Here is a 24,145-nt window from a genome sequence, read left to right as displayed (position 1 = left end):
CTAATTTATAGAACAAAAATTTTTAAATAATATCAATTATCTCTTATGATTTCTTATTCTATCATAGATAATTTACTAAGTTAAGTCCCATATGAGCCTTAAAAGCATTCCCATATACATCCAGTATAGCCTAGGCTAGATATTGTAAAGGTTTCTTGAAGAATTCAAGTCATCTAAAAAAAATCAATGACATTTCCTCATTTTTTTGTTTATTTTTCCATCTTCACATGGTATAATTCAGAATATAAAACACTTTTCATTGTTTTGTATCGGAATGTGGCCCAGGTGGTAGGGCACTCGTCTGGGGGGCGAGGAGTCGCCAGTTCAAGTCTGGTCATTCCGATTAAATCATAGAGGAAACTTTGGGAATACTAAGGTTTCCTCTTTTTATTGTCTTTAAAGTTAAATTTAGGCCTAATTTCTTCATCCCTAGTATCCTTAGTTGACCACTTGGCAAGGATTAATTTACGAAAGACTTTATCCCATTAATAAGCCTATGACTATTCCCTATAATAATCACTATACAACCTTATTGTTATATTCTTATTTTGGTCCTATAGAAAGAAATCACCATACTCAATACACTCTTGTATTAATTGCCTGGGCTGTCATATACTCTGAGTCCCAGTTTAAAAATAACAAACGTAATGCATATGGTAATCAGTGCTACTACAGGTGTTAATAAACCTATAACAGCATACTCCCCTCTATCTAAAATATACAAAGTGGGAAAAAAACTAATAAAGGCATAAGGAATGATAAAAATAAGTACAAACTGAATACCTGTCTGAAAAATTGTCAGAGGATACTTACCAAACTCAGAAAAAGTGTGAATCAGATGCGCAAAAGATGTGTTACCACTCTTGAGCCAGAAGCAAGTGCAATTAGCTGATAAGTTCAAACAAACGCGAATAATACTTGCCGATAGTATAAAAAGTATAAACATCCCTACCTTAGCGAGGTTCCAATTCACTTCTAGCATACTTAAAGCTTTTGCCATCATACAGGCACTAATGAGAATCTTTCCAAAACCATCTAGGTTAATTTTAGTTGCTAAAACCTGCATCCCTATAGGAAGTGGTCTTAAAATATAGCGGTCTAAATTACCTGAATGGATATATTGGCCTAACAACCAAGTTCCTTCAAACAAAAAATTTATTACACCTTCTGTAAAATAAATCATTCCGTACATAAAAATGACTTCCCACATATTCCATCCATCTATATAAGGGATTTTTGAAAAGATAAGATAAATAAAAAATAAGCCTGAAATCTGTGTAAAAAATGTAAAAGCTAGCATAATGAGAAAATCCATTTTATATGCCATCATACATTTTAGTTGTTGAATCATAAGTTTTATATAAAGACTTATAAACTTATTGATAGTCGTCATATTAACCTCCATTAATGGTAACTTGTTGAACAGCCTGCTTCCATAATAGGTTACTTATTCCCCACAATACCATCAGCCATATTGTCTGTCCCATAAGTGCATGATAGATCTCACTTCCACTTAAAGTTCCTATAAAAATAGAAGTGGGTATATATACAATTCCCTTAAAAGGTAGTAGAAAAGCAATTCTTGCTAATAGGGGTGGAAAGAGTTCAAATGGGACTAACGCACCTGAAAAAAAGTTAGAAATAGTAGACCTAGCCGTTGCTATACCGTAAGCATTTGAAGTCCAAAAACTAAATAAAGAAAAGATATAACTTAAGATAAAATTAAGCAAAAAAGATAACCCTATACTTATAAGAAACGAAATCCATATTTGAAAATCTGTTGGCAAAGATACCTTAAAAATAAATATAGCACAATAAAACATAATGCCTATTGCACATAAATTACTAAAAAAACTATTTCCTATAGCTTGTACTAAAGTGACTGTCCTGAGATTAACAGGTTTAATTAAATCAGCAATAATATTACCTTGAATAACTTTTTTTGACATGCTCATTTCTGCATTCCATGAAATAGTAGACGTACATAAGAAAGAAACGAATAAATAAACCTTCATACTCTCCCATGTATATCCTGCTATGATCTGATTAGATTTAAACATAATTCTCCAAATATAAAACATAACAATTGTTACAGCAAACTTCGAGAGAATACCAAAGAAAAAGTTCCATCTATAAATCATAGTTTCTTGTACTGCACATTTAAAAAGAGAGATATACTTTTTCATTATTCACCTCCTAGCTTATTAAAAAGGTACCATTATAGACTTTTTTAATAAGCTGCTCAAGGCCTGGCTCTTCTATTGAAAAGTCTTGAATACCCGTTATCTGAAGCATATTTTCAAGTATGGTAACCGCTGCTATTTCATTTTGACTAAATAAAATACTTACCTTATTAGTATCTTCTCTTATAACGGTTACAGGTAAATTTTTCAGTTTCTCTTCTAAGACATTTCCTGTATCCTCTATAAGGGCATTTATTTTTCTTTCTGAAATCAGTTCACCTTTAATCTTTTGAATGGTATCATCATAAATCACTGTACCTTGATCAATGATGATTATTCTATCACATATTTTTTCTATATCTGCTAAATCATGGCTTGTTAATAAAATGGTTGTCTTCTTCTCCTTATTAATATAATTTAAAAATTCATGCACCTTCTCCTTGACAGCTACATCGAGTCCTATAGTTGGCTCATCTAAATAAAGAATAGGTGGATTATGTAAAAGTGAAGCGGCTATATCGGCACGCATCCTCTGGCCTAAAGATAGCTTTCTAGCGGGTTGATGGATAAACTGCTCCATCCCTAATATATCACAAAATATCTCTAAATTTTTCTTATACATAGGTCCTGGAATTTCATAAATATCTTTTAGTAACTTAAAAGACTCTATAATAGGAATATCCCACCAAAGCTGTGTTCTCTGCCCAAATACAACACCAATATTTTTAGTATTCTCTATGCGATTTTTATGCGGATCTAGACCATTTACTGAAATTTTACCTGATGTTGGTAATAGTATACCCGTCAGCATTTTTATTGTAGTAGATTTACCTGCTCCATTAGAGCCAATATAAGCCACTTTCTCCCCTCTTTCCACTGTAAAACTAACATGTGATACAGCCACTTTATCCTCATATTTAGGATGTATTAAATGTTTAAAAGCACCTTTTACCCCTGGCTCTTTAATCGTATTCCTATAGCTTTTACTTAATGCCTGTACTTCGATTAAACTCATCTTACCCCTCCCCTATCTTTTGTTTCTGGTATATTTAAACCTTATAATAAATTAAATGTAATTTTATTATACTAAATATTCCAAATACATAAAACATAACTTTTTTTAGTTTTAGCAAAATATATTGATTTTTACCTATTTATATGCAAAAAAGTCAACCTTTAAAGGCTGACTTTTTTACTCCATTTATTCTTCTACTTCTTCATATACACTCTTACATTTTTCAAGGAGTGATGTAAAACTCCATTCATTCGTTGTGTATTCACATACACCATTAAGTACCATATAAAGCTCTCCACTTCCAGTTGGAATCAGTTCTAATCTATCTGTTTTTCCATCTTTATAACTTAACGTAATGGTAGCTACCGTCTGCAAATTAAAACTTTCTACCGGCTCTACTTTAGTTGGTGTGAAAGCTATAATCATATTGCCTACTTCTTTAAGCTCTTCACTTGTAAGTTCTTTTCCATCTGGTATAAGATTTAATGTCTCTGACTCCGTTGTAACGCTAATACTTGCTATATCATCACTTGTTCTATTTTCAAACATATTGCGTGTCAGTGTTATAGGTGTAATATCGAGCCAGCTTAAATCACTTTGGTTAACATTATAAATAATCGGCGTCCCTTCTCTCATCATATAATAAGTGTCATTTTGTCTTGTAACGGTTAATCTATAATTTTGCCCATCTGAAAGCTTTATTTCAAGAACAGAAAGAGGAGCATCAAATCCATAATCTTTCATTTTCTGCTCATCTACACGAATCCCTTCAACAGCTGTAGCATAGATACTAAATAGGCCATCTGCCCAAGAAGTTACATCATAAGTTGTAAGATCCTTTGCATACGGTGCTGTCATTTTATAATAAGCTGGAATCACTTCCTCCTCTACTTCTGTTTCTTTAGACTCTGATGTATCTACTGATGCAGCATCAGCTTCTCCATTCTGTGCAGTATCTTCAGGGGCTGCGTCTACATTTTCTCCCTCTTCAGGTTCTTTTTCTGTAACAATTGTTTCTTCTGGTACATAAGTAAGTTTTATTTCAGGTCTTCCTGTATTTTTTAATACCAATTCTTCAATATGTACATCACTTGATTTGGTAGGCAGAATTTGCGTTTCCACAAAATCATAGAGTGTTTGGTCAAAGCTCATAGCAACACTTGTACTAATCAAGTACACTTTATCATTAAAAAGAACATACTGCCCTTGATAAGATGGTGCTTCACTTCCTATAGCTACCTGGTACGCTTTTCCATCTTGCATATCCATTTGAACTTTAATAGCAGGTGATTCTAATCCATATAGAGCTAAATCTAAAGCCTCTTCTGTTTTGATTTCCTGACTCGCTTCAAGATTGATACATGCCTCAACAATGATATTTACAGCACTAGTAGAAAGGGGCATATTTTCTAGACCTGTTACACTAAAACCTTCTTCTTCACCTTGATTAATAAGTTCTATCTGCTCCGTATCTGTCTCAAGTTTTATTTTACTTACTTGATTCTTTTCCTCTTTTATAAGCTCTATGCTCTCACTTGCTGCAGTCTCTTCTTCTGGTACGCCTTCCCATGTGAGTGCAAAGGCTGCTCCTCCTAGTAGAAGGACTAAAAGAAGCGTACAGCCTATTAAAGTCTTAGTCTGTTTACTCATGGCATCTAACTCCTTCTTCGTTTAATCCAAATAGTAATACCTACTGCAAGTACAGCAATTGGAAGTACAATAACAAGCATTACTGTATATAAGAGTACTTGCCCCTGCGTTAAAGTAAAAGAACCCCCTCCTAAAACTTTTGGTGCAATAGAAAATACATTTTCACGATCTGCTACTGTATTAAAGAAAGATAAGAAGTATTCCATGTTAGCAAGTGAACTGCTATTTAAAAACTGCTCGTTTAAAATCATATCAGAACCAAATACACATAGCATAGCATTTACGCCATCTTGATTATAAGTAGATTTAGCTGCAACACTAATTGGCCCTTCCTGAACAATATCCTCTACGGAATTAACATCTTCATCAATAATCCCTGCAGATTCAGAGTAAGCAAGAAGGCTTCCTGTGTTATAGCCCATATTACTTGTAAATAACATCTCTACTGGACGAGCAAATGGCATAGTAAGTGGAATATCTGTATTGGTCATATGCTCTGTAACAAGAAAATCATCTATATCTGCAATACCAAAGTAAGCATTATTACTAATTACTCTATCTTGGTCTGTTTCTGCTACCATAACGCGTGGTACAGATAAGCCCCATTTTTCAAGCCATCCCTCTAATACAGGAAGCTCTGGTTGCTCCGCAGACGCAAAGTATAGCATGGTTTTATTTTTTTCAGATGCTTCCATCATAAAGCTATCCAATTTTTCTATATCTTCTTCTGTATAATCTCTAAGTGGTGCAATAGCAATCAAAATCTCTGTGTCTTCTGGGATAGCCTCAGCCTGAAGCATGATACTATTTACTTCAAAGTTATTTTTCTCAAGTAGATCTTCTAAATTTATATTTTCATTTTCTTCGTGTCCTGTTAAAAAGGTTACTTTTGTTTTCTCTTCACTTGTCACATTCATAATAGCACCTGTCATAGCTTGTTCAGCATTAGAAGACGTAATGCTACCACCATACCAAGACTGTTGAATGTTGAAAAGGTCGTAAGCTGTTAGCTTCTGTGTATTTTCACCACATGCTACTAAAATATCATTAACACTAATACTTAAATCAGCATGCTCAGAAGCATATGTTGGATTAGCCATTAAATCTATGAATTCTAACGTAATATTATCGTTATACTTAGCATACTGCTCTACAACAGTTATAGCCTGCTCATAGTATTCACCACCTCTAGCAAAGCTATCTCGTGTATTCATAACAGTAATCGTAATGTCTTTATCTAAATCACTTATGTATTTAATAGAGTCTTCAGATAGCTCAAAGGCCTTATTAGAGGTTAAATCTATTTTCACTGGATATTTTTCTGTAAAGGCAGAGGCAATAACATTGACAACAATAAGGCATAACACCACAATCAAAGTAATTGCCGTACTCATAATCCCTGTTTTTTTCTGTACAGTTAACTTCTTTTTCATTTCCTCACATCCCTTCCTTAACTCCAACGTCTTTTATCTAGTACTCTAACAGTCAAGAAGATAAAGAGAGCTGCAATAGAGACAAAGAATATGACATCCGCTATATTTAAAAGACCTGTTGTAAAATCTTGATAATGTGTATAGAAAGATAAATAATTGCAAACTTTTTCTATGAGTGGCGTACCTAACATCACACCTACTGAGTCAACCATAGTAAAGAATATACCAAATCCAATAGTCCCAACGGCTGCAATAACTTGACTCTCCGTTAAAACAGATACAAACATCCCTATAGCACAAAGGGCTCCGCCTAGTAAAAACATCCCTATAAAGTGCCCCAAAAATACAGCTAACTCTACAGGTGCTTTCACTGCTACGATACCTAAATATAAAAGGGTAATAGCAAGGGCTAACATAAAAATACTAAGAGCTGCTAAATATTTGCCTGCTACTATACCCGTAAGACTAACAGGCGCTGTCATCAGTCCTTGATCTGTCTTATGTCTCTTTTCCTCACTAAACATTTTCATAGTTAAAAGCGGTGATAAGAAAATGACCATACTAAAAAGTGCATCAAATAAATAACTAAAATCCGCATTACCTCCATAAAGCTGATAGCCAAAAAAATAATACCCTGCTATAGCATAAAAGATAGCTAGAAACACATAGCCTATAGGCGTTACAAAATAAGAACGCATGTCACGCTTATAAATCGCAAACATCTTCCTCTCCCCCTTCTTCTTCATCTAATGTATAGGCATCGTAACTCTTTGTTGTATATTTCATAAATACATCTTCTAAAGTAGGCTGGTTAGATCTTAGTTCCAAAAGCGGTATGTGATTCTGGACCAGCACAAAGGATAAAGTAGCACGTACATCTACCCCTTTTGTCTCTAAGTAATATTCATACACATCTTGCTGGGTTGTCATTTTGTAAGTTACATCTTCTACATTTGGAATCGTTTTGAGTAAGCTTACGATTTGGGTTGGTTTACCCTGAGCTTGCAATGTAATACATTTTTCCATCTGCTGCGTTTCTATCAGCTTTATAGGTGTATCATCTGCCACAATCTTGCCCTGATTAATAATAATGATACGGTCACATACAGCCTCTATCTCCTGAAGAATATGAGAAGATAAAATAACCGTTCTTGTCTTCGCTAGTTCATGAATAAGCTTTCTAATCTCTATAATTTGTTTGGGGTCAAGGCCTACTGTAGGTTCATCCAAAATCAAAAGGGGTGGATTACCAATAAGTGCATTAGCTAATCCTACTCTTTGCTTATACCCTTTAGAAAGGTTATGTACAAGTTTATTTTTTACATCTGTAATTTGTACGAGTTCACAAATCTCATTTAGATGTTCCTTCTTATTTAATTTCACTTTTTTTAAGTCATAAGTAAAGCATAAACTTTCCCATACTGTCAGGTCCTGATAAAGAGGTGGAATTTCTGGCAAATACCCTATTTGTTTTTTTACCTTTTCCGGATCTGTTAAAATGTCATGACCATCTACTGTAATTTTCCCTTCGCTACAGGAAAGGTATCCTGTAATCATATTCATAGTGGTGGACTTACCAGCACCATTGGTTCCTAGGAATCCTACAACTTCACCACTGCCTACAGTAAAGCTAATGCGATCTACCGCCAGCTTATTACCGTACTTCTTAGATACTTCTACCACTTCAAGCATCTTATAACCTCCTTTAAATCTGCACTATAGGACTATGTTACATTTTTATCTAAACTTATCCTAGAGCATTCCGGTGGCAACTTTGTGGCAAAAATGTGGCAGCTTATAGGAAGGTAACCCTTTTGGAGATATAGCAAAAGAGACTGATACATACTGTATCAGCCTCTAGTAGCCTCTTGGAAAATGAAGTTTAAAGATAGCGCCCTGTCCCTTAGCATTATGCGCTTCTATATGTCCTCCCATATATTCGATACTTGATTTCACAATAGCAAGTCCTAGCCCTGTCTGCCCTCCCTGACCTTTATAAAACCTTTCAAAGAGATGAAGAAGGTCTTCCGTATCAAATCCTTTGCCATCATCCTCAATGATAAAGCCATCCGAAGTAACTTGTACCAAAATAGAGGATGTGGCATATCTTAAACAGTTAGAAAACAGATTATCAATAACACTTTCAAGTAAGTATTCATCTGCCACAATACGTGTCCTTTTTGCTTGCAATCTAAATAGAATCCCTTTTTGCTCTGCCAAAGGTCTAAAGACTTCTATACGCCCTTTTAAAAAGTCCGTTACTTCAATAGGCTGAAGCTCTATACGCTGCTTCGCATTATCAATACGAGATAGTGTCAGGAGCTGATTAACTAAAGTAGCAAGTTTATCACTTTCTTTTATAATGACCGCCGCTGGATAAGTTGTCTCTTCAAATACACCACACTCAATACCTTCTGCATAGCCTCTTATAGACATAAGAGGTGTTCTTAGCTCATGAGATACATTTTCAAAGAATACTTTCTGCCCTCTATCATAACTTTCAAGACGCATAGCCATCTCATTCATAGCGGTATTTAAATCCTTAATCTCTTGCAAATTACTTACTTCTTGATTCTGTGTAAAATTACTTTCTCCAATAGCTTTAGCCTGATTACATAGATTCTTAATAGGATTTGAAATACGATTTGCTAGATTCCATATAAATGGTAAAATAATGACCGCAATAATCCCTGTTATACCAAAGACAAGCGTAGAGAGTCTACTTAAAAATTTATCTGTATTAGGCACAATACTATAGCCTATTATATACTGCACATTTGCCTTAGGATTATTAGTCTTATGAATACTTCCAATCAAATAGTGTTTATCCTCAATGGTCCGTTTATGAATGCTACCACTCTCTCTAAAGATTTCTGGATTTGCCATGCAGTACTCATAAATTGCCTTTGCACCCTCTTCAAAATGTCCCCCCATAGGATAAATAAGCTCTTCATTTTTATCTAATAGAATAACTCTTGTCTCATTAAGTCCATTTTGTAAAATAGGTTTAATCTCATCAAAAAAAGTTGCTGCTTGAAGCTGCTTGAAGATGAGCTGCTCTTCTTTTGTTCTAGGCGGATATTTCATATATTTCCCAAAAGTATGATCTACAAAAGGCTCTATTGTTTTTAAGAGCATCATTAAATCATACCTAGCTTGCTTTTCCATAAAGATTGAAGAAGTCTTATTAAACACAATATAAGTCAAAATAGGAATGGAAAGTAAAATAATAACAACAGGTAAAAAAATACTTTTTCGTATACTGAGTTTCATTTTATACCTCCTGGCCTATTCTATAACCAAACCCCCATACCGTTTCTATAGAAATGCTACCGTGCTCCTTTAATTTCTTACGTAGTCTTTTTACCACATCATCTGTTGCTCTTGTATCTGTTTCAAAGTCTACCTGCCACAGTTCTTTTAAAAGTTCCACTTTGCTGACCGCACGGTCTTGGTTTTTCACCAAAAAAGCTAGGAAGTCAAACTCCATTGGTGTAAGTGTTACAGCTCGCTCATTAATAATTAAAGTTCGCATTTTCATATTAAGTATAAGTGTGTGATAGGTAAGGACTTCACTTTCCACATGACTTTGTCCCAGCAAAAGCTCATTTCTTCTAAAAAGTGCCTTAACCCTCGCCACCAGTTCTAGGGGAGAGAAGGGTTTAACGAGATAATCATCACTTCCTATGGTAATGCCTGTTACCCTATCAATCTCACTATCTTTGGCTGAAACAATAATAATAGGTACACTACTTTCTTGCCTAATCATGGCACACAAACTTAAACCATCTATTCCTGGCATCATAATATCTAAAATAAGTAAATCTGCCGGATCTATTCTAAAACGATTTAAAAGGTCTACTCCATTTCCAAAACATTTGACCTCAAATCCTTCTTTCTCTAAAAAAGATTGAATGAGCTTACATATATTCGCTTCATCATCTGCTATGTAGATTCTCTTTAGCATTCTATAGTGCCCCTCTCATCTCTATGATCTTGCCTTATTATACCAACTGATTGTGACAAAACTTTGTAAATTCTGTGGCTAAATTATGTACTATTATGCAAAAAGGATGGGTTATAAGAAAAGGCTATTGCTTATGCAATAGCCCTCTAAGGTTGAAGGATGACTTTCACGTCTTCTCCTATTTTAATCGATTCTTCTGTCACCTTGCAGTCGTAAGCAAGGATATGAACACCTTTTGCCGCAGCATGCTCTACTGCTTTGGCAAAAGCCTCATGTGTTACACGATTTGGTGTAAAATACTTAACACCTTTCATTTGAATGATAAAGATAAGATAAGCCCTATATCCTTCTTCCATAGCTTCTATGAGTTCATAAATGTGTTTAACAGCTCTCTCGCTTGGCGCATCAGGGAATCGTACAATACCTTCATCTTCAAGGGTAACCCCTTTGACTTCTACAAAAGCTTTTTCTTGCTTCGTTTCAATGTACGCATCAAATCGAGAGTTTTTATAAGTCTTTTCAGGTTTAAGAAGCGTTACATCTCCTAGTAGACCTGGCAAAGTCACACTTTTTTCTTGAATGGCTTCATAAAATACTTTATTAGGTACTTGAGAATCCATATTTATAAGCCTCTCACCTTTTTGTACTGTAATGAGAGAATATGCTGTTTTACGGTTTGGATTTGGGTCATGTTCTAAATAGACCATACAGCCAGGTACAAGCAATTCCTTACAACGTCCTGTATTTTTAACATGCACCTTCACCCGCTCGCCTTCTACCTCACAGTAAGCAATAAAGCGATTAGGCCTTTCTATAAAAGTAGCTTGAATGCTATTTTTATACTGCATCTGCCATCACCGCACCTTCTTTATAAAGCTTTTTACGTTTTACAAGATAGAACCAAATGCTCGCCAGCACTAAACCTTTTAAAATACTACTAATACTAATACTCCACCATACCCCGTTAATACCTAAAATCCCAGGCTGTGATAAGAAATAAGCCATCGGAATACGTGCACCTGTTAATAGAATGCCCACAATAGAAGGAATATAAGTTCTTCCTAGCCCATTAAAAAGACCTGTGATCGTAATCTCAACACACATAAAGAGCTGTGAGTAACCTAAAATTCTAAGATAAACTTCTCCACCTGCAATAGCCTCTGCTTCTGGAATGAAGATAGAAAAGAGCGGTTTACCAAATCCAATAAGAAGTACCGTTGCAAAAACACCTAATATAAGCGCCATACCCATTGTAATGCCAAACCCTTTTTCAATACGGTCATACTTTTTAGCACCATAGTTTTGGCCTGTGAAAGTTCCAAGTGCTGTTGAAAGCCCTCCTGCCGTCATCCATGAAATGGCTTCAATCTGAGAACCTACCTTCTGTACAGCAATTGGTACAGGGCCAAATACAGCAATAATACGTCCAATCACCATTGAGAAAAGTGTAAAGAGTCCACTTTGCACAGCTCCAGGAAAGCCGATAATACAAATAGTTTTGATAGAGTCCCATTTAGGTTTTGTAAATAAATTAATACGTAAGTAGCTTTCTTTTCTTTTAATTAAAACGATGATGAAAGCTACTGTTACAATAATTTGAGCAGCTACGGTTGCTAGGGCCGCACCTAATACACCCATTGGAGCAATAGGACCAAATCCTAATATAAGAAGTGGATCAAAAATCATATTAAAAACAAGCCCTATTGTATTCATAATAAATGGTGTTTTACTATCTCCAAGCCCATTAAAAATGGCTGTAAAAACAGGATTGATAAAGTAAAATATCATACCCAGTGCCATCACAATAAGATACGTTTTAGACATACCTATAATCTCACCATCGCCTAAATTGAAAAAACCAATAAGTGGATTACAAAATGCAATTAGGAATAAGCCATAAAGCACAGCTAAAACAACATTAATCTGAATGGCACTTAAAATATAGGATTTAGTCCCTTCTAGGTCCTTCTCCCCTATACTCTGAGCTACTTTTATTTCTGCTCCAACTTTTGAAATCATAATAAAGGCCATAGCAAGCCATGTAAAGAAGCCTGCTGTTCCAACTGCAGCAACAGCGCTACTGCCAACGCGTCCAATCCAGATCATATCTGTCATGTTATACGCCATTTGTATAAAAGACGTTCCCATAATAGGAATCGCAAGTTTAATGAGCTTTCCTACCATGTGTCCTTGTGTTAAATCAATTCTTTTATCCATATTACTTCCTTTTCTTTCTTAAAATATCAAACTTTATTCATTATACATTTCCCACTCTACACTATTCAATACCTTTCTTTAAAATTTTCTTGTCTAAGCATTAAATAGGAAGTTTATGGTCATACTTGCTTATAAGGAGGTTTGATTATGCAAAAGACACCTATTAAAGAACTTGTCTCCAAGTTTAAAGATACCCATTTTACTTTACGCTTTTGGGATGGAGAGGAAATAGAAGTAGGAACGCCCCCCTCACAGTTCAAAATTATCCTCAATGAACCTATTCATACAATGGAATTTATCAAAAGCTATACCTTAGCCTTTGGTGAAGCTTATATGAATAAAGCCCTTGACATTGAAGGAGATTTATATGAATCCCTTGATGCTATCTTAAAATATAAGAGACATTTTCATACACACTTTCATCTACTACCTCATATTTTTCATACTTCTACTCATGCCAAGACCCAGAAGCAGCAAGTTTCTTCTCACTATGACTTAGGTAATGATTTCTATAAGCTTTGGCTAGATAAAACCATGAGTTATTCCTGTGCTTATTTCAAAAAAGATACAGACACCCTTTATGAAGCGCAAATGAATAAAATCCATCATATACTTAAGAAACTCTACTTAGAAGAAGGTCAGACACTTCTTGACATTGGTTGCGGCTGGGGTAATCTTCTTATTGAAGCGGCCAAATGCTACAAAGTAAAAGGACTTGGCATTACCCTTAGTACTGAGCAGCATGCAGCTTTTAAGTCACGTATCCAAGCTGAAGGCCTTACGGACTTGCTCGATGTGAAGCTTATGGATTACCGTGATCTTATTGATTCCGGCCTTAAGTTTGACCGTATCGTAAGTGTCGGTATGCTAGAGCATGTAGGCCGTAAGGAATACCCTACTTTCTTTAAAGCTGTAGATGCCGTACTTACGGAGGAAGGCTTGTGCCTCCTTCACTATATTAGCGGACTAACTGAATCTCCAGGAGATGCTTGGATTAAAAAGTATATCTTCCCTGGTGGGGTTATCCCAAGCCTTAGAGAAATTATCACCCTTTCAGCTAACCATCATTTCTATACTTTAGATGTAGAAAGCTTACGTAGACATTATACAAAGACCTTACTTGAGTGGTATAAGAACTTTGAAGCACATCTCCCTGAGATTGAGACTATGTTTGATGAAAAGTTTATCCGTATGTGGCGTATGTATTTATGTTCCTGTGCCGCCTGCTTTAATAATGGGATTGTAGACTTACATCAAATCTTATTCTCTAAGGACGTTAACAACACGCTTCCTATGACAAGGGAATCTCTTTATAAATGAAAATAGGAAAGTATACTAAAGTAGGTATACTTTCCTATTTTACTTATAACTTAGCTAGCCTTTCTTCCAGAAGCCGAATGGCAATCACATCATCTAAATAACCTATTGGGAAGATATAATCAGGTATAATATCTGTTGAAATGACAAAGTATAATAACCCACTCCCTATAATTTGTTTTTCTTCCCTAGATAATGCCTCTTCTTTAAAATGCTTATAAAGGACTTTCAGCCTTTCAATAAGTAGACCTTCTGCACTTAAAGCCTCTATTTTATCTCCTAGCCTTCTATCAATGAGATCTTCTCCTTCATGTGTCAAAGCATATGGCTCATATTTAATAAGTTCTGCCTTAATTTTATCTATTAATAAAGGGTCTTTTTCTAGTCCATAAAACTTAAAAATAGAGTCCATCAAATCTGGGTACTCATCTGATACAGATGCTTTGCTTGTCTCCCGCTCTTCTAAATTCATCTGAAAACCTGCTGCTTCAATAAGTGTATGCATCGATAAATCTAATGCCTGTGATAGTTTCTGCATATGAACAAGTCCTGCCTTTTGCTTGCCATTCACAATTCTTGAAAGTGTTGCCTGGTCCATCTGTACATATTGACTCAGCCTACGCATAGACCAATTTTTTTCTCTTACTCTCTCCCTAATAAGCATTCCCAATTTATTTTCATGGTGGTCATACATCTGCATTCCCCCTCAGTCTCTCTTATTATTTATATATAAGAAGGACTAAAGATTTATGCTTAGAGCTTATGAAATAAACTTTTTATTTGCTCACCTGTTGCAAGATCCTCTTCAAAAGCTGTGGCACTTCCTGCAGCCATACCCATTTTCAGTGCTTCTTTAAAGTCTCCACTTACCTTATAACCAGCAATAAAGCCTGCCACCATAGAGTCTCCTGCTCCTACCGAATTTTTGACTTTACCGTCTATGCCTTCATGCGTAAGAACTGTGCCATCTTCCGTTACAAGTACTGCGCCTAATCCTGCCATAGAAACGAGTACATTACGAGCACCTTTTTCTTGTAACTTTTTAGCATAAGGAATAACCTCTTCATGTGTTTTAAGTTCCATGTCAAAAAGCTCCCCAAGTTCATGATGGTTAGGCTTAATAAGAAATGGCCCATAAGGTAATACATTAAGCAGTAGATCTTTTGTAGCATCTACAATACAAGCTATACCACGGCTACTGAATTTTTTAACCAGCTGCTCATAAGTATCACTTGGTAATGTAGAAGGGATACTCCCTGCTAGAATAAGGAAGTCACCTTCCTTCATACACTCTAGTTGCTGCTCAAGTTCTATAAGATCCTTTACTTCTAAATAAGGTCCCCTTCCATTAATCTCTGTTTCTTCACCACTTTTTAACTTCATATTAATACGGGACATACCTTCTTTAAGCGTAATAAAATTATGTTTCACCTGTGCCTTATCTAACAGACGTATAATCTCCCCACCTGTAAACCCTGCTACAAAACCTAATGCTTCATTTTCTATACCAAGCTGATGTAAAATCAGAGAAACATTAATTCCCTTCCCTCCTACATAAATCTGCTCTTCACTACATCGGTTCATCCCACCAACTTGAAAATCATTGACCCTCACAACATAATCTAATGAAGGATTGAGTGTTATTGTATAAATCATTTTCTTCACCTTTTCTATCTATTTCTTCTTTTTTATTATAGGTTGTCTATCATTAAAGCGCAATTTAAAAGAAGTGATAGTAAACTATCACTTCTTTTATAGTTTTTTATCAATAATAAGCTCTTTAAATTCAAAAGTCACTGATACGCTCACCACAAGGCTATCTTCTTCTCTGTGATAAATCATTAGAACAATCTTTTCAATCTATTAATCGTTTCAACTTAACCTTTGCTTCAGTATTTTATACGTTAAACTTTTTAGTTATTTTATGCTTACTAATTTTCCTATCCTTTATACGCTTGTTGACGCTTTCACCTAATAAAGTATAGACTACTGAACACATCGGTACCATCATGAGCATACCCAATACACCAAACATACTACCACCTAATGTTACAGCAATGAGTACCCAAATACCTGGAAGGCCTACTGAACTTCCTACAACACGAGGATAAATCAAGTTACCTTCTAACTGCTGAAGCACAAAGAATAAAATAAGAAACCAAATAACTTGAACCGGATTGGTTACAACGATTAAAAAGGCTCCTATAAAGCATCCTAAAAAAGCACCAAAAATAGGAATAAGTGCTGTAAACCCAATAGTCACTGAAATCATCAGTTCATAAGGAAGATTAAAGAGAGACATCGTTACAAAGAACATTCCGCCTAAAATCATAGCCTCTAAGCACTGCCCTGTAAAAAAGTTACTAAATGCTCTACTTGCTATATGGAGTACACGTAATAAATGTTCTACCCTATCCTCTTTAATATAAGCATACATCACTTTTTTAGCTTGCATGCCTAGCTTCTCTTTTTGAAGTAATACATAAATAGCTAAAACAAGACCTAGCACAAAAGTAAATACCCCACTAAAAGTTGCTGAAATTACACTAAAAGTAGAACCTGCAAGAACTGTTGCACCACGTTGAATCCATTCAAAAAGTTTCTTGCCCCATTCTGCCCAGTCAATCGTAATGGTCATTTCACTTTGAAGCTCTGGGAAGTACTGAATGATATCATTTAAGAAATCTTGTACCTGTGTTACAAAACCTGGAATACTTTCTTTAATAATCAAGAAAGTACGTACAAGTTCTGGAATAATAATAACCATAACAAGTACTACAACTGCTACCATAAGAAGCATAGCTAGAACCAAGCTTACAGGACGCTTAAACTTATTGAATCTATTAGGTACGGCTTTTAAAAGTCTATTTTCTATAGCAGCCATAGGAATATTAATAATAAAGGCTATAGCAAGCCCTAGCAGAATAGGTGCAAAAAGTCCTAAGATTTGATTAAACCAATCTGCTACTTCTATATGATTTTGCAGCGCCCAGTAAAATAAAATAATAGCTGCCGCAGTTAAAAATATTTTCTTAAATTGGTCTTTATTAATCTCCATTTTCAACCTCCTCTTTTTAAGTAAACATTATACTATCGTTCATGCTATTTATCAATGTTTTGACAGCATTCTCTTTAAGGTGTAGCCCCTTTTTTATAAAACTATTCACTACAACAAAAAAAGGCTGTGCAAATTATGCTTTGCATAGCCTCTTTTACTTTTTCTTAACAAGTTACACTAACACCCGTTTCATACTTTTGATCATCAATAAGAAGTGTCACTTTAAAGTCACCTTTAAGACCTTCTTTACTAATTGGATGCTCTACAGCTCTTTCATCTGTTTCCTGGAATGTTCCTACACACATTGCAAGGAATGGTCTTTTTGTTGTTGGTACAAAATAACGATGTGTAGTTTCTTCACCTTCAAGCATAATCATAACAAGTTGACCTTTTTCAAAACTTGCTTTTAAGATGATGCGGTCTTCTTCTTCACCAATTCTTACTTTATAAGTATCTGGTACCATACCACCGTTTTCTGCTGGTACTTCCGTCATCATTTCTTCTGTAACACCTAATGAACCAAGAAGCTCACCTTTGCCAAATGTTAAAACATCTTCCTCACAGTAAAGTGAAAGTTTTTCTGCACGGTAGAAGTTGCCTGGTAAGTGCATTTCATGCATAATCACATCGTCTTTAATTTCAATAGTGATTGAATTCATCACTAAGCCTTCTTCTTTACCTTCATGCATAACAGGAGGTACGTTACATGTTTCCCCTCTTAAAGTACCTGCTCCACCTGAATGTACCATGTAATGGCCTTCACCATAGTATTCTACGTTAGAAATATAAGTTGAGAAGAAGTCTTTTCCTCTTTCTTTACCAAATTGCCATACTTGTCTAATAGTCATATCTTCTGTATTAATACGGAATCTTACCCCACGAGAGAAGTTCTTATCTGCTGGTACATAGTTTTCTTTTGATTTAGCACGGAAGTGACCATTATCAAATACCATAATATCGCCATCTGGAAGGACAACACAAGCATGTTGTTCATATTGCCAGTCAAATTCATCTCCTACTGGTGTGAAGAAATATTTTTCTACCATTTCAGCTGGCCATCCTTCTGGATCACCAATAATCCAGTTTAAATCACCTGTTTCATAGTCTAAGTTAATGACAGCATCTTGGTGTCTACCTGATAATGTAAGAGAATTTGTCTTTTTATCATACCATACTGCATTATTATGGAACCAGTCATGTGCATCTTGGCTTCCTGAACCGGCTACATTTTGAGGTAATACTTTTTTATAGTCCCAAGATTTTAAGATCTTACCTGTTTCTCTATCAATAAGAACGCACATATCTTCTACTGTGCCTGTTGGAAGATCTTGTGTAAGAACTAAAAGATTGCCATCTTCCATTTCAAATTCATCATGGTGATAACCACTTGGAAGACGGTATTCTTTATAAATTTTACCAATCATGCCCATTTCATAAAGACCAGTTGTATGATAAGGTGGTGCTACAAGGCGATTTGTTCCAAGAAGGATACGCCCATTTTTTATACGTTTTAAGTCAAAGGCAAAGTTTAATGTTCCATACCAGCGTACTTCCCCTTTATAGTCATAAGCTGCTGTCATTGCTTTAGAAGTTGGGCTAACAAAAATAACATTTTCACCTAAGTAACCTGGTGTTGTTTCTAAGTAAGTTGGTAGAAGTACTTTTTCTGGTGCTGCTTCTGTCTGAATGTAAACAGTATGACTTTCACCATTTTCTAAAGTAATCACAACTTCATTGTTATAATCTGCATATAAGCCGTAAATAGGTAATACATGTTCTGTATTTTTTTCAAAAGTAGCAGTTATATCTCCTGCTTTTTCTTTCCCTTTCACAAGTACATTTACCCCTAAAGCTTGTTCTGTTTTAAATAAAATAAGTGCTGTTAAAGGTGCAATACCATATGGATTAAGCTTAATAAATGGTGTACTCAATGTATGGTTTCCATTTTTATATTCTGTTAGAAAAGCTTGTTCTAACGCATATTGCTCTGTAATAATATGATCAAATTTTTTAAAAGTAACTGACATATCCATTTCTCCTTCGCTTGTTAAATGATTAACTTTATTTTACCATTATTGAGCAAATAAGAAATTAACCTATGTTAGGATTAAACTGGAAATTTAAGTACCTACTTTTCATATAGACCCAAAAAACTCTCTTAATGGTATCGCTCTTTAATATTATATTATTAAACGATTAGATAGGATAATTAAAAAGTACATATTAATAAGATTCAATTCCTCTTTTTAATATGTACTTTCATTTTGTATGTTCCTTAATTAATATTTTCTTAATCTTAATGGTTCAATATCATAGAGTTGCTCTCGAATATAATCATGGCATCGTTCTATTACTTTTTCAATATCTTGTGTTAAGTTACCTAATACACGAAGTACAAAGCCATTACATTGTGGTGTTGAAAGTCCGTATCTTACGGGTTTACCTAATTGCTCAATGTACATTCTCATTTCTTTTATCATACTATCTGTTATTCTAGAATCAATAACCATCATAGTTCCAAACTGTGTATATTCCTCTAACATTCCTAATGCCTGCATTGTAGAACTTTTAGGAGTAAGTTTTAGGTAATCAAGTACAACGGGCTGACCATCCATATAAATATGGGTTTTTAACTTGACTTCTTCATACTTAAATTTTTCACCTGTAGGCGCCCATCCTGAAGTAATGCCATCGATATACACAAGACTTGCATTTTCTGTCATATCAATTCTTGTATCTTGTACATAATAAGCATCTTCATAAGCTATAAGACTATCAGAAATATACTCTAACTGGCTACCTTCTTCTAAATGAATAAAAGTCTTTTGGATAGCTGGTATTTGATTAGGACTTTTAAAAATTTTATTAGGGGATTGTGTTGTTAAGATGACTTTTGCGTCCTTTTCAAGTGTAAACTTATTTTCGTATACATCGCCTGCTACAAATCCTCCTCCTAAACTTAACATAAAATAACAAGGAATATCGCTGGTATCTAAATACATTGCTGGTGATATACGAGAAGCACCCTTTTGCAGAAGCGTCTTGGCACTATAAGAACCCTTTTTGCTTTGCATACCAAGTTCTAAATAGCCTGTTAATCCTTCTTTCATTCTTAATTCAGACCTTCTAATAAACAATTCTTTTGAATCCATTCAATCACTTGGTTAACACCTTCATCTGTCTTTAGATTCGTGAAAATAAATTCTTTTTGTCCTCTAAATGTAATGGTATCTTGTTTCATGACTTCTAGGTTAGCTCCTACATAAGGTGCTAAATCTGTTTTGTTAATGATAAAAAGATCACTTTTTATCATCCCTTGTCCACCTTTTCTAGGAATTTTCTCACCTTGTGCAACGTCAATAATATAAATTGAAAAATCAACAAGATCTGGACTAAATGTAGCTGCTAGATTATCGCCACCACTTTCTAAGAAAATAATATCTAGATCTTGGTGAGTTTTTTTCATCTCATCAATAGCTGCAAAATTCATAGAGGCATCCTCACGAATAGCAGTATGTGGACATCCACCTGTCTCTACCCCTATTACACGATCTTCAGGTAATATGGAGTTTTTAATTAAAAAGTTAGCATCTTCTAGTGTATAAATATCATTTGTAATGACACCTAAACTATACTTTGGATACATCATTCGGCTAAGTCTTTCGATTAATAAAGTTTTTCCTGCTCCAACTGGTCCTCCGACCCCGATTACGATTGGTCTCATCCTATTCCTCCTTACTGATTATGACATAAAAAGTCTAAAGTGTAATGTCTCATGTCTCATTTGCGCAATTTCAAGACCTGGTATAGTCATTCCAAAATCTTCTTCTTCCAAGTTTTTAATTGCTTCATACAGTTCTATTAAAAATTCACTTATATCTCTTAAAATGATCTGCCCGTCTCTTTGTCCCAATGGAATAGCACGTACGCCATTTTGCACTAAACTCGAGACAGTACTAAAGCTATAACTCAGGATAGCATCTTTTTCACTAATACCCATGGTATGTACAGCAATTGCAAAAACAAGTGCTGGATGACCATAAGATACTGCTTGTGCAATACGTTTTTGATAAATTTCTAAAATGGGATTATCATAAAGATCCAAAATCAGCTGTAACATTTGTCGTCCAACTCTTTTTGTACCTTCCCTTGTTTCTCTTGCCATAGTTTGCACTGTAATTAATTGATCTATTTCCCATAACTTCTCTAAGTTCTGGGTACTAAGTGCCTCATAGACAAGTCGTATAGCTAAACCATCTGAATATATAAACTGACCTTTTAAGAAAGCTTTAATATACTCCTCAAAACTTTCTCGATTTGTGATCCACTCATCTCTTAGATAAGTTTCCATACCATAAGAATGACTAAAAGCACCAATTGGAAAATTTGAATCACAAATTTGCAAAAGTTGAAGAAGTTGCCTATTAGTGGCTGTGGTCAACATGTCTAAATGCCTGTTTTAATTTTTTATTTTCTCTTGTATAGCTTAAGTTTTCTTCTTTAAGAAGTCGTTCTATTAAATAATCATATTGCACAATCATACTATCTTCTTCAAATTGAGCAGGTAAATGTCTATTACCTAACATATGTGCAACAATCCCCATTTGCATCATATCAACTGGGCGAATCACTAACACATCATCAGCTTTAACACTAATGACGATAAGATTGTTACCATCCTCGTGTAAAATATCACCATCTCTTAATACACTATTAGGAGATAAGCTAATCCCAAGCTCTGTACCATGGTCCGTTTTCACACGTTGAATTCTCTTAAGTAATCCATCACTCTCTAAAATAACTTTTTCTATATGAAATGCTTGAATATCTTGTTTATCTTCTATATTACCAATTACTTTCTCTATAATCATAATGTGCTCCTTTATCTAGCGTATTGTTTATCTCTTTAGAATAAGAAGTACCTTTGTGCCATTGGTACTTCATCTACTGGCTCGCAAGTTATCAATTCACCATTAACTTTTACTTCATAAGTTTGTGGATCAACTGTAAGTTCTGGTGTTGCATCATTTAATTTCATATCTTTCTTCGTTACATTACGAATGCCTTTTACTGGAAGAACAACTTTCTCTAAGCCAAGTTTTTCTTTAATACCATCCTCATAAGCTGCTTGAGATACGAAAGTAATATTACATGCTTTCTTAGCTTTCCCATAAGATGCAAACATTTCTGTATACTGTTGTGGCTGTGGTGTTGGAATAGAAGCATTGACATCCCCTACCCAACCATTCGCTACCATACCACTCTTAAGAATCATATTAGCTTTTACACCAAAGAAGGCTGGGTGCCAAATCACAAGGTCTGCGATTTTACCTACTTCAATGGAACCTACATAATCACTAATCCCATGAGCAATAGCAGGATTAATCGTATATTTGGCTACATAACGTTTTACTCTATTATTATCTCCATATTCATGATCGCCTTCAAGGCATCCTCTTTGAATCTTCATCTTATGTGCTGTTTGCCATGTTCTTGTAATAACTTCACCTACACGGCCCATAGCTTGTGAGTCTGAGCTCATCATGCTAAATACACCTAAGTCTTGTAAAATATCTTCTGCTGCTATTGTTTCTTTTCTAATTCTAGAATCTGCAAAAGCAACGTCTTCTGGTACATTTGGACTTAAGTGATGACATACCATAAGCATATCTAAATGTTCTTCAATAGTATTTACTGTATAAGGTTTTGTTGGGTTTGTAGAGGCTGGAAGAACATTCATTTGTGAGGCCATTTTTATAATATCTGGTGCATGTCCACCCCCTGCACCTTCTGTATGGAATGTATGAATGACTCTACCTTTGATCGCATCAATAGTATCTTCTACAAATCCAAATTCATTAAGTGTATCTGTATGGATGGCAACTTGGATATCCATTTCATCTGCAACTTGTAAAGAATAATCAATTGCTGAACGTGTTGCTCCCCAGTCTTCATGGATTTTAAGCCCTACGGCACCAGCTTTAATCTGTTCTTCATTTGGTGCCTTTGCTGCACCACTGCCTTTTCCAAGAAGTCCAATATTCATAGGAATATCCTCTACAGCTTGAAGCATACGATGAATATGCCATGTCCCTGGCGTACATGTGGTTGCTTTACTTCCTTCTGCAAGCCCAGTACCACCACCAATCATAGTTGTTATACCGGATACAAGTGCTTCTTCACATTGTTTTGGATTGATAAAGTGAACATGTGTATCAATACCACCTGCAGTGACAATTAATCCTTCACCTGCTATGATTTCTGTTCCAACACCAATAATAAAATCGACACCATCCATAATGAGTGGATTACCTGACTTACCAATCCCTGCAATTTTACCATCACGGATACCTATATCTGCTTTATAAATACCTGTATAATCTAGGATAATTGCATTAACAATAACAAGGTCCATTACTAATGGATTTTCTCTTGTTTCTAATGAATTTTGCCCCATTCCATCACGAACAGATTTACCACCACCAAATTTCATCTCTTCGCCATAGATAGTCTTATCATCTTCTATTTGGATAAATAGTTCTGTATCCGCAAGTCGTATACTATCCCCAGTTGTAGGCCCAAACATATCGGCATATTGTCTTCTTCCTATTTCAAAACTCACTTTATTTATCCTCCTTGGTTAATGGCCCATCAATTTGATTGTTTAATCCATAAACTTCTCTTTTTCCTGCTAAGTCAATTAAAGAGACTTGCTTTTCATTCCCTGGCTCAAATCTTACTGCTGTTCCTGCTGGAATATCAAGTCTTTTACCATAAGCCTGCTGTCTATCAAATTCAAGTGCTTGATTCACTTCATAAAAATGAAAATGTGAACCTACTTGAATGGGTCTATCACCACGATTCACAACAATTATATTTGTACTTTCTTTATCTTTATTACATATAATAGGTTCTTTACGTAAAATATATTCTCCTGGTATCATGTGTATTTCTCCTTATGCAATTGGGTTGTGTATCGTTACAAGCTTTGTACCATCTGGAAAAGTTGCTTCTACTTGTACTTCATCTATTAATTCTTTAATGCCATCCATGACATCATCTTGTGTAAGGATTTGTCTACCCTCGTTCATGAGCATTGTAACACTTTTGCCTTCTCTTGCACCTTCCATAATTTCATCAGTAATTAATGCAACAGCTTCTGGATAGTTTAATTTAATTCCTTTAGCTTTTCTTCTTCTTGCTACTTCTGCAGCAACTACAATGAGTAATTTTTCTTTGTCTCTTGGTGATAATCTCATTTTTTCACTCCTATATATTTGAGTTATATCATTAAATAATCTATTA

23 protein-coding genes and 1 tRNA gene are annotated in these 24,145 nt (G+C 35.0%); 2 read left to right on the top strand and 22 right to left on the bottom strand.

Annotation, left to right across the window (positions count from 1 at the left end; genetic code table 11):
- Positions 1-270: 270 nt before the first annotated feature.
- A tRNA-Pro gene (locus H8718_RS07080) sits at positions 271-343 on the top strand.
- A 249-nt stretch (positions 344-592) separates the two neighbouring features.
- Here the strand turns inward: H8718_RS07080 and H8718_RS07075 are convergent.
- From H8718_RS07075 to H8718_RS07025, 11 genes are all read right to left on the bottom strand, one after another.
- On the bottom strand, positions 593-1,393 hold the full coding sequence (locus H8718_RS07075) for an ABC transporter permease (protein WP_249332413.1): 801 nt from the start codon (positions 1,391-1,393) through the stop codon (positions 593-595).
- 1 nt (position 1,394) lies between these two features.
- Positions 1,395-2,186: an ABC transporter permease gene (locus tag H8718_RS07070; RefSeq protein ID WP_249332412.1), complete on the bottom strand. Its 792-nt coding sequence runs from the start codon at positions 2,184-2,186 to the stop codon at positions 1,395-1,397.
- 10 nt (positions 2,187-2,196) lie between these two features.
- A complete protein-coding gene (locus tag H8718_RS07065; protein WP_249332411.1) occupies positions 2,197-3,198 on the bottom strand; it encodes an ABC transporter ATP-binding protein in 1,002 nt (333 codons plus the stop codon).
- A 186-nt stretch (positions 3,199-3,384) separates the two neighbouring features.
- Positions 3,385-4,848: a DUF4340 domain-containing protein gene (locus H8718_RS07060; protein WP_249332410.1), complete on the bottom strand. Its 1,464-nt coding sequence runs from the start codon at positions 4,846-4,848 to the stop codon at positions 3,385-3,387.
- 5 nt (positions 4,849-4,853) lie between these two features.
- A complete protein-coding gene (locus H8718_RS07055) occupies positions 4,854-6,281 on the bottom strand; it encodes a GldG family protein (RefSeq protein ID WP_249332409.1) in 1,428 nt (475 codons plus the stop codon).
- 17 nt (positions 6,282-6,298) lie between these two features.
- The gene (locus tag H8718_RS07050; RefSeq protein ID WP_249332408.1) at positions 6,299-7,003 is read right to left on the bottom strand and encodes an ABC transporter permease; all 705 of its coding nucleotides are present in this window, start codon (positions 7,001-7,003) and stop codon (positions 6,299-6,301) included.
- Positions 6,987-7,973 carry an ABC transporter ATP-binding protein gene (locus tag H8718_RS07045; protein WP_177669519.1) on the bottom strand — a complete coding sequence of 329 codons (987 nt, stop codon included), beginning with the start codon at positions 7,971-7,973 and terminating at the stop codon, positions 6,987-6,989. Before H8718_RS07045 ends, H8718_RS07050 begins: the two co-directional genes overlap by 17 nt.
- A 165-nt stretch (positions 7,974-8,138) precedes the next feature.
- Positions 8,139-9,554: a sensor histidine kinase gene (locus tag H8718_RS07040; RefSeq protein ID WP_249332407.1), complete on the bottom strand. Its 1,416-nt coding sequence runs from the start codon at positions 9,552-9,554 to the stop codon at positions 8,139-8,141.
- A 1-nt stretch (position 9,555) separates the two neighbouring features.
- Positions 9,556-10,248 carry a response regulator transcription factor gene (locus H8718_RS07035; protein ID WP_177669516.1) on the bottom strand — a complete coding sequence of 231 codons (693 nt, stop codon included), beginning with the start codon at positions 10,246-10,248 and terminating at the stop codon, positions 9,556-9,558.
- Positions 10,249-10,394: 146 nt separating this feature from the next.
- On the bottom strand, positions 10,395-11,096 hold the full coding sequence (gene sfsA, locus H8718_RS07030; RefSeq protein WP_249332406.1) for a DNA/RNA nuclease SfsA: 702 nt from the start codon (positions 11,094-11,096) through the stop codon (positions 10,395-10,397).
- Positions 11,086-12,465, bottom strand: coding sequence for an MATE family efflux transporter (locus H8718_RS07025; RefSeq protein WP_249332405.1), 1,380 nt, complete (start codon positions 12,463-12,465; stop codon positions 11,086-11,088). The genes sfsA and H8718_RS07025 overlap by 11 nt, the downstream gene beginning before the upstream one ends.
- Before the next feature lie 147 nt (positions 12,466-12,612).
- Between H8718_RS07025 and H8718_RS07020 the strand changes: the two genes are divergently transcribed.
- Complete coding sequence (locus tag H8718_RS07020) at positions 12,613-13,785, top strand: SAM-dependent methyltransferase (RefSeq protein WP_249332404.1); 1,173 nt, start codon at positions 12,613-12,615, stop codon at positions 13,783-13,785.
- Positions 13,786-13,828: 43 nt separating this feature from the next.
- Here H8718_RS07020 and H8718_RS07015 read toward each other — a convergent pair whose 3' ends face one another.
- The 11 genes from H8718_RS07015 to H8718_RS06965 all read right to left on the bottom strand — a co-directional run bounded on the left by H8718_RS07015 (position 13,829) and on the right by H8718_RS06965 (position 24,099).
- Positions 13,829-14,476, bottom strand: a complete 648-nt coding sequence (locus H8718_RS07015) for a DUF1232 domain-containing protein (protein WP_249332403.1) — start codon at positions 14,474-14,476, stop codon at positions 13,829-13,831.
- Positions 14,477-14,535: 59 nt separating this feature from the next.
- Positions 14,536-15,438 (bottom strand): 1-phosphofructokinase, encoded by a 903-nt coding sequence (pfkB, locus tag H8718_RS07010; RefSeq protein WP_249332402.1) that lies wholly within the window; start codon positions 15,436-15,438, stop codon positions 14,536-14,538.
- Positions 15,439-15,679: 241 nt separating this feature from the next.
- On the bottom strand, positions 15,680-16,840 hold the full coding sequence (locus H8718_RS07005) for an AI-2E family transporter (RefSeq protein WP_177669505.1): 1,161 nt from the start codon (positions 16,838-16,840) through the stop codon (positions 15,680-15,682).
- A 164-nt stretch (positions 16,841-17,004) separates the two neighbouring features.
- Positions 17,005-18,867, bottom strand: coding sequence for an aryl-sulfate sulfotransferase (locus tag H8718_RS07000; RefSeq protein ID WP_249332401.1), 1,863 nt, complete (start codon positions 18,865-18,867; stop codon positions 17,005-17,007).
- Positions 18,868-19,119: 252 nt separating this feature from the next.
- Complete coding sequence (locus tag H8718_RS06995) at positions 19,120-19,950, bottom strand: urease accessory protein UreD (protein ID WP_249332400.1); 831 nt, start codon at positions 19,948-19,950, stop codon at positions 19,120-19,122.
- Between the two features lie 2 nt (positions 19,951-19,952).
- A complete protein-coding gene (gene ureG, locus H8718_RS06990) occupies positions 19,953-20,564 on the bottom strand; it encodes an urease accessory protein UreG (protein WP_177669499.1) in 612 nt (203 codons plus the stop codon).
- Between the two features lie 18 nt (positions 20,565-20,582).
- A complete protein-coding gene (locus tag H8718_RS06985; RefSeq protein WP_177669497.1) occupies positions 20,583-21,284 on the bottom strand; it encodes an urease accessory protein UreF in 702 nt (233 codons plus the stop codon).
- A complete protein-coding gene (locus H8718_RS06980) occupies positions 21,265-21,711 on the bottom strand; it encodes an urease accessory protein UreE (protein WP_177669495.1) in 447 nt (148 codons plus the stop codon). Before H8718_RS06980 ends, H8718_RS06985 begins: the two co-directional genes overlap by 20 nt.
- A 35-nt stretch (positions 21,712-21,746) precedes the next feature.
- Positions 21,747-23,462, bottom strand: a complete 1,716-nt coding sequence (gene ureC / locus H8718_RS06975) for an urease subunit alpha (RefSeq protein WP_177669493.1) — start codon at positions 23,460-23,462, stop codon at positions 21,747-21,749.
- A 1-nt stretch (position 23,463) separates the two neighbouring features.
- On the bottom strand, positions 23,464-23,784 hold the full coding sequence (locus tag H8718_RS06970) for an urease subunit beta (protein WP_177669491.1): 321 nt from the start codon (positions 23,782-23,784) through the stop codon (positions 23,464-23,466).
- A gap of 12 nt (positions 23,785-23,796) precedes the next feature.
- Positions 23,797-24,099, bottom strand: coding sequence for an urease subunit gamma (locus H8718_RS06965; RefSeq protein ID WP_177669489.1), 303 nt, complete (start codon positions 24,097-24,099; stop codon positions 23,797-23,799).
- Positions 24,100-24,145: the final 46 nt, after the last annotated feature.

The organism is Zhenhengia yiwuensis (genome assembly GCF_014384995.1).
GTDB classification, from domain to species: domain Bacteria; phylum Bacillota; class Clostridia; order Lachnospirales; family Cellulosilyticaceae; genus Zhenhengia; species Zhenhengia yiwuensis.
This window is presented reverse-complemented; position numbering and strand designations above follow the sequence as displayed.

Excerpts from the sequence above, each read along its gene's own strand:
- H8718_RS07075 (WP_249332413.1), bottom strand. The coding sequence starts at position 1,393 with ATGACGACTATCAATAAGTTTATAAGTCTTTATATAAAACTTATGATT.
- H8718_RS07070 (WP_249332412.1), bottom strand. The coding sequence starts at position 2,186 with ATGAAAAAGTATATCTCTCTTTTTAAATGTGCAGTACAAGAAACTATG.
- H8718_RS07065 (WP_249332411.1), bottom strand. The coding sequence starts at position 3,198 with ATGAGTTTAATCGAAGTACAGGCATTAAGTAAAAGCTATAGGAATACG.
- H8718_RS07060 (WP_249332410.1), bottom strand. The coding sequence starts at position 4,848 with ATGAGTAAACAGACTAAGACTTTAATAGGCTGTACGCTTCTTTTAGTC.
- H8718_RS07055 (WP_249332409.1), bottom strand. The coding sequence starts at position 6,281 with ATGAAAAAGAAGTTAACTGTACAGAAAAAAACAGGGATTATGAGTACG.
- H8718_RS07050 (WP_249332408.1), bottom strand. The coding sequence starts at position 7,003 with ATGTTTGCGATTTATAAGCGTGACATGCGTTCTTATTTTGTAACGCCT.
- H8718_RS07045 (WP_177669519.1), bottom strand. The coding sequence starts at position 7,973 with ATGCTTGAAGTGGTAGAAGTATCTAAGAAGTACGGTAATAAGCTGGCG.
- H8718_RS07040 (WP_249332407.1), bottom strand. The coding sequence starts at position 9,554 with ATGAAACTCAGTATACGAAAAAGTATTTTTTTACCTGTTGTTATTATT.
- H8718_RS07035 (WP_177669516.1), bottom strand. The coding sequence starts at position 10,248 with ATGCTAAAGAGAATCTACATAGCAGATGATGAAGCGAATATATGTAAG.
- sfsA (WP_249332406.1), bottom strand. The coding sequence starts at position 11,096 with ATGCAGTATAAAAATAGCATTCAAGCTACTTTTATAGAAAGGCCTAAT.
- H8718_RS07025 (WP_249332405.1), bottom strand. The coding sequence starts at position 12,465 with ATGGATAAAAGAATTGATTTAACACAAGGACACATGGTAGGAAAGCTC.
- H8718_RS07020 (WP_249332404.1), top strand. The coding sequence starts at position 12,613 with ATGCAAAAGACACCTATTAAAGAACTTGTCTCCAAGTTTAAAGATACC.
- H8718_RS07015 (WP_249332403.1), bottom strand. The coding sequence starts at position 14,476 with ATGTATGACCACCATGAAAATAAATTGGGAATGCTTATTAGGGAGAGA.
- pfkB (WP_249332402.1), bottom strand. The coding sequence starts at position 15,438 with ATGATTTATACAATAACACTCAATCCTTCATTAGATTATGTTGTGAGG.
- H8718_RS07005 (WP_177669505.1), bottom strand. The coding sequence starts at position 16,840 with ATGGAGATTAATAAAGACCAATTTAAGAAAATATTTTTAACTGCGGCA.
- H8718_RS07000 (WP_249332401.1), bottom strand. The coding sequence starts at position 18,867 with ATGTCAGTTACTTTTAAAAAATTTGATCATATTATTACAGAGCAATAT.
- H8718_RS06995 (WP_249332400.1), bottom strand. The coding sequence starts at position 19,950 with ATGAAAGAAGGATTAACAGGCTATTTAGAACTTGGTATGCAAAGCAAA.
- ureG (WP_177669499.1), bottom strand. The coding sequence starts at position 20,564 with ATGAGACCAATCGTAATCGGGGTCGGAGGACCAGTTGGAGCAGGAAAA.
- H8718_RS06985 (WP_177669497.1), bottom strand. The coding sequence starts at position 21,284 with ATGTTGACCACAGCCACTAATAGGCAACTTCTTCAACTTTTGCAAATT.
- H8718_RS06980 (WP_177669495.1), bottom strand. The coding sequence starts at position 21,711 with ATGATTATAGAGAAAGTAATTGGTAATATAGAAGATAAACAAGATATT.
- H8718_RS06970 (WP_177669491.1), bottom strand. The coding sequence starts at position 23,784 with ATGATACCAGGAGAATATATTTTACGTAAAGAACCTATTATATGTAAT.
- H8718_RS06965 (WP_177669489.1), bottom strand. The coding sequence starts at position 24,099 with ATGAGATTATCACCAAGAGACAAAGAAAAATTACTCATTGTAGTTGCT.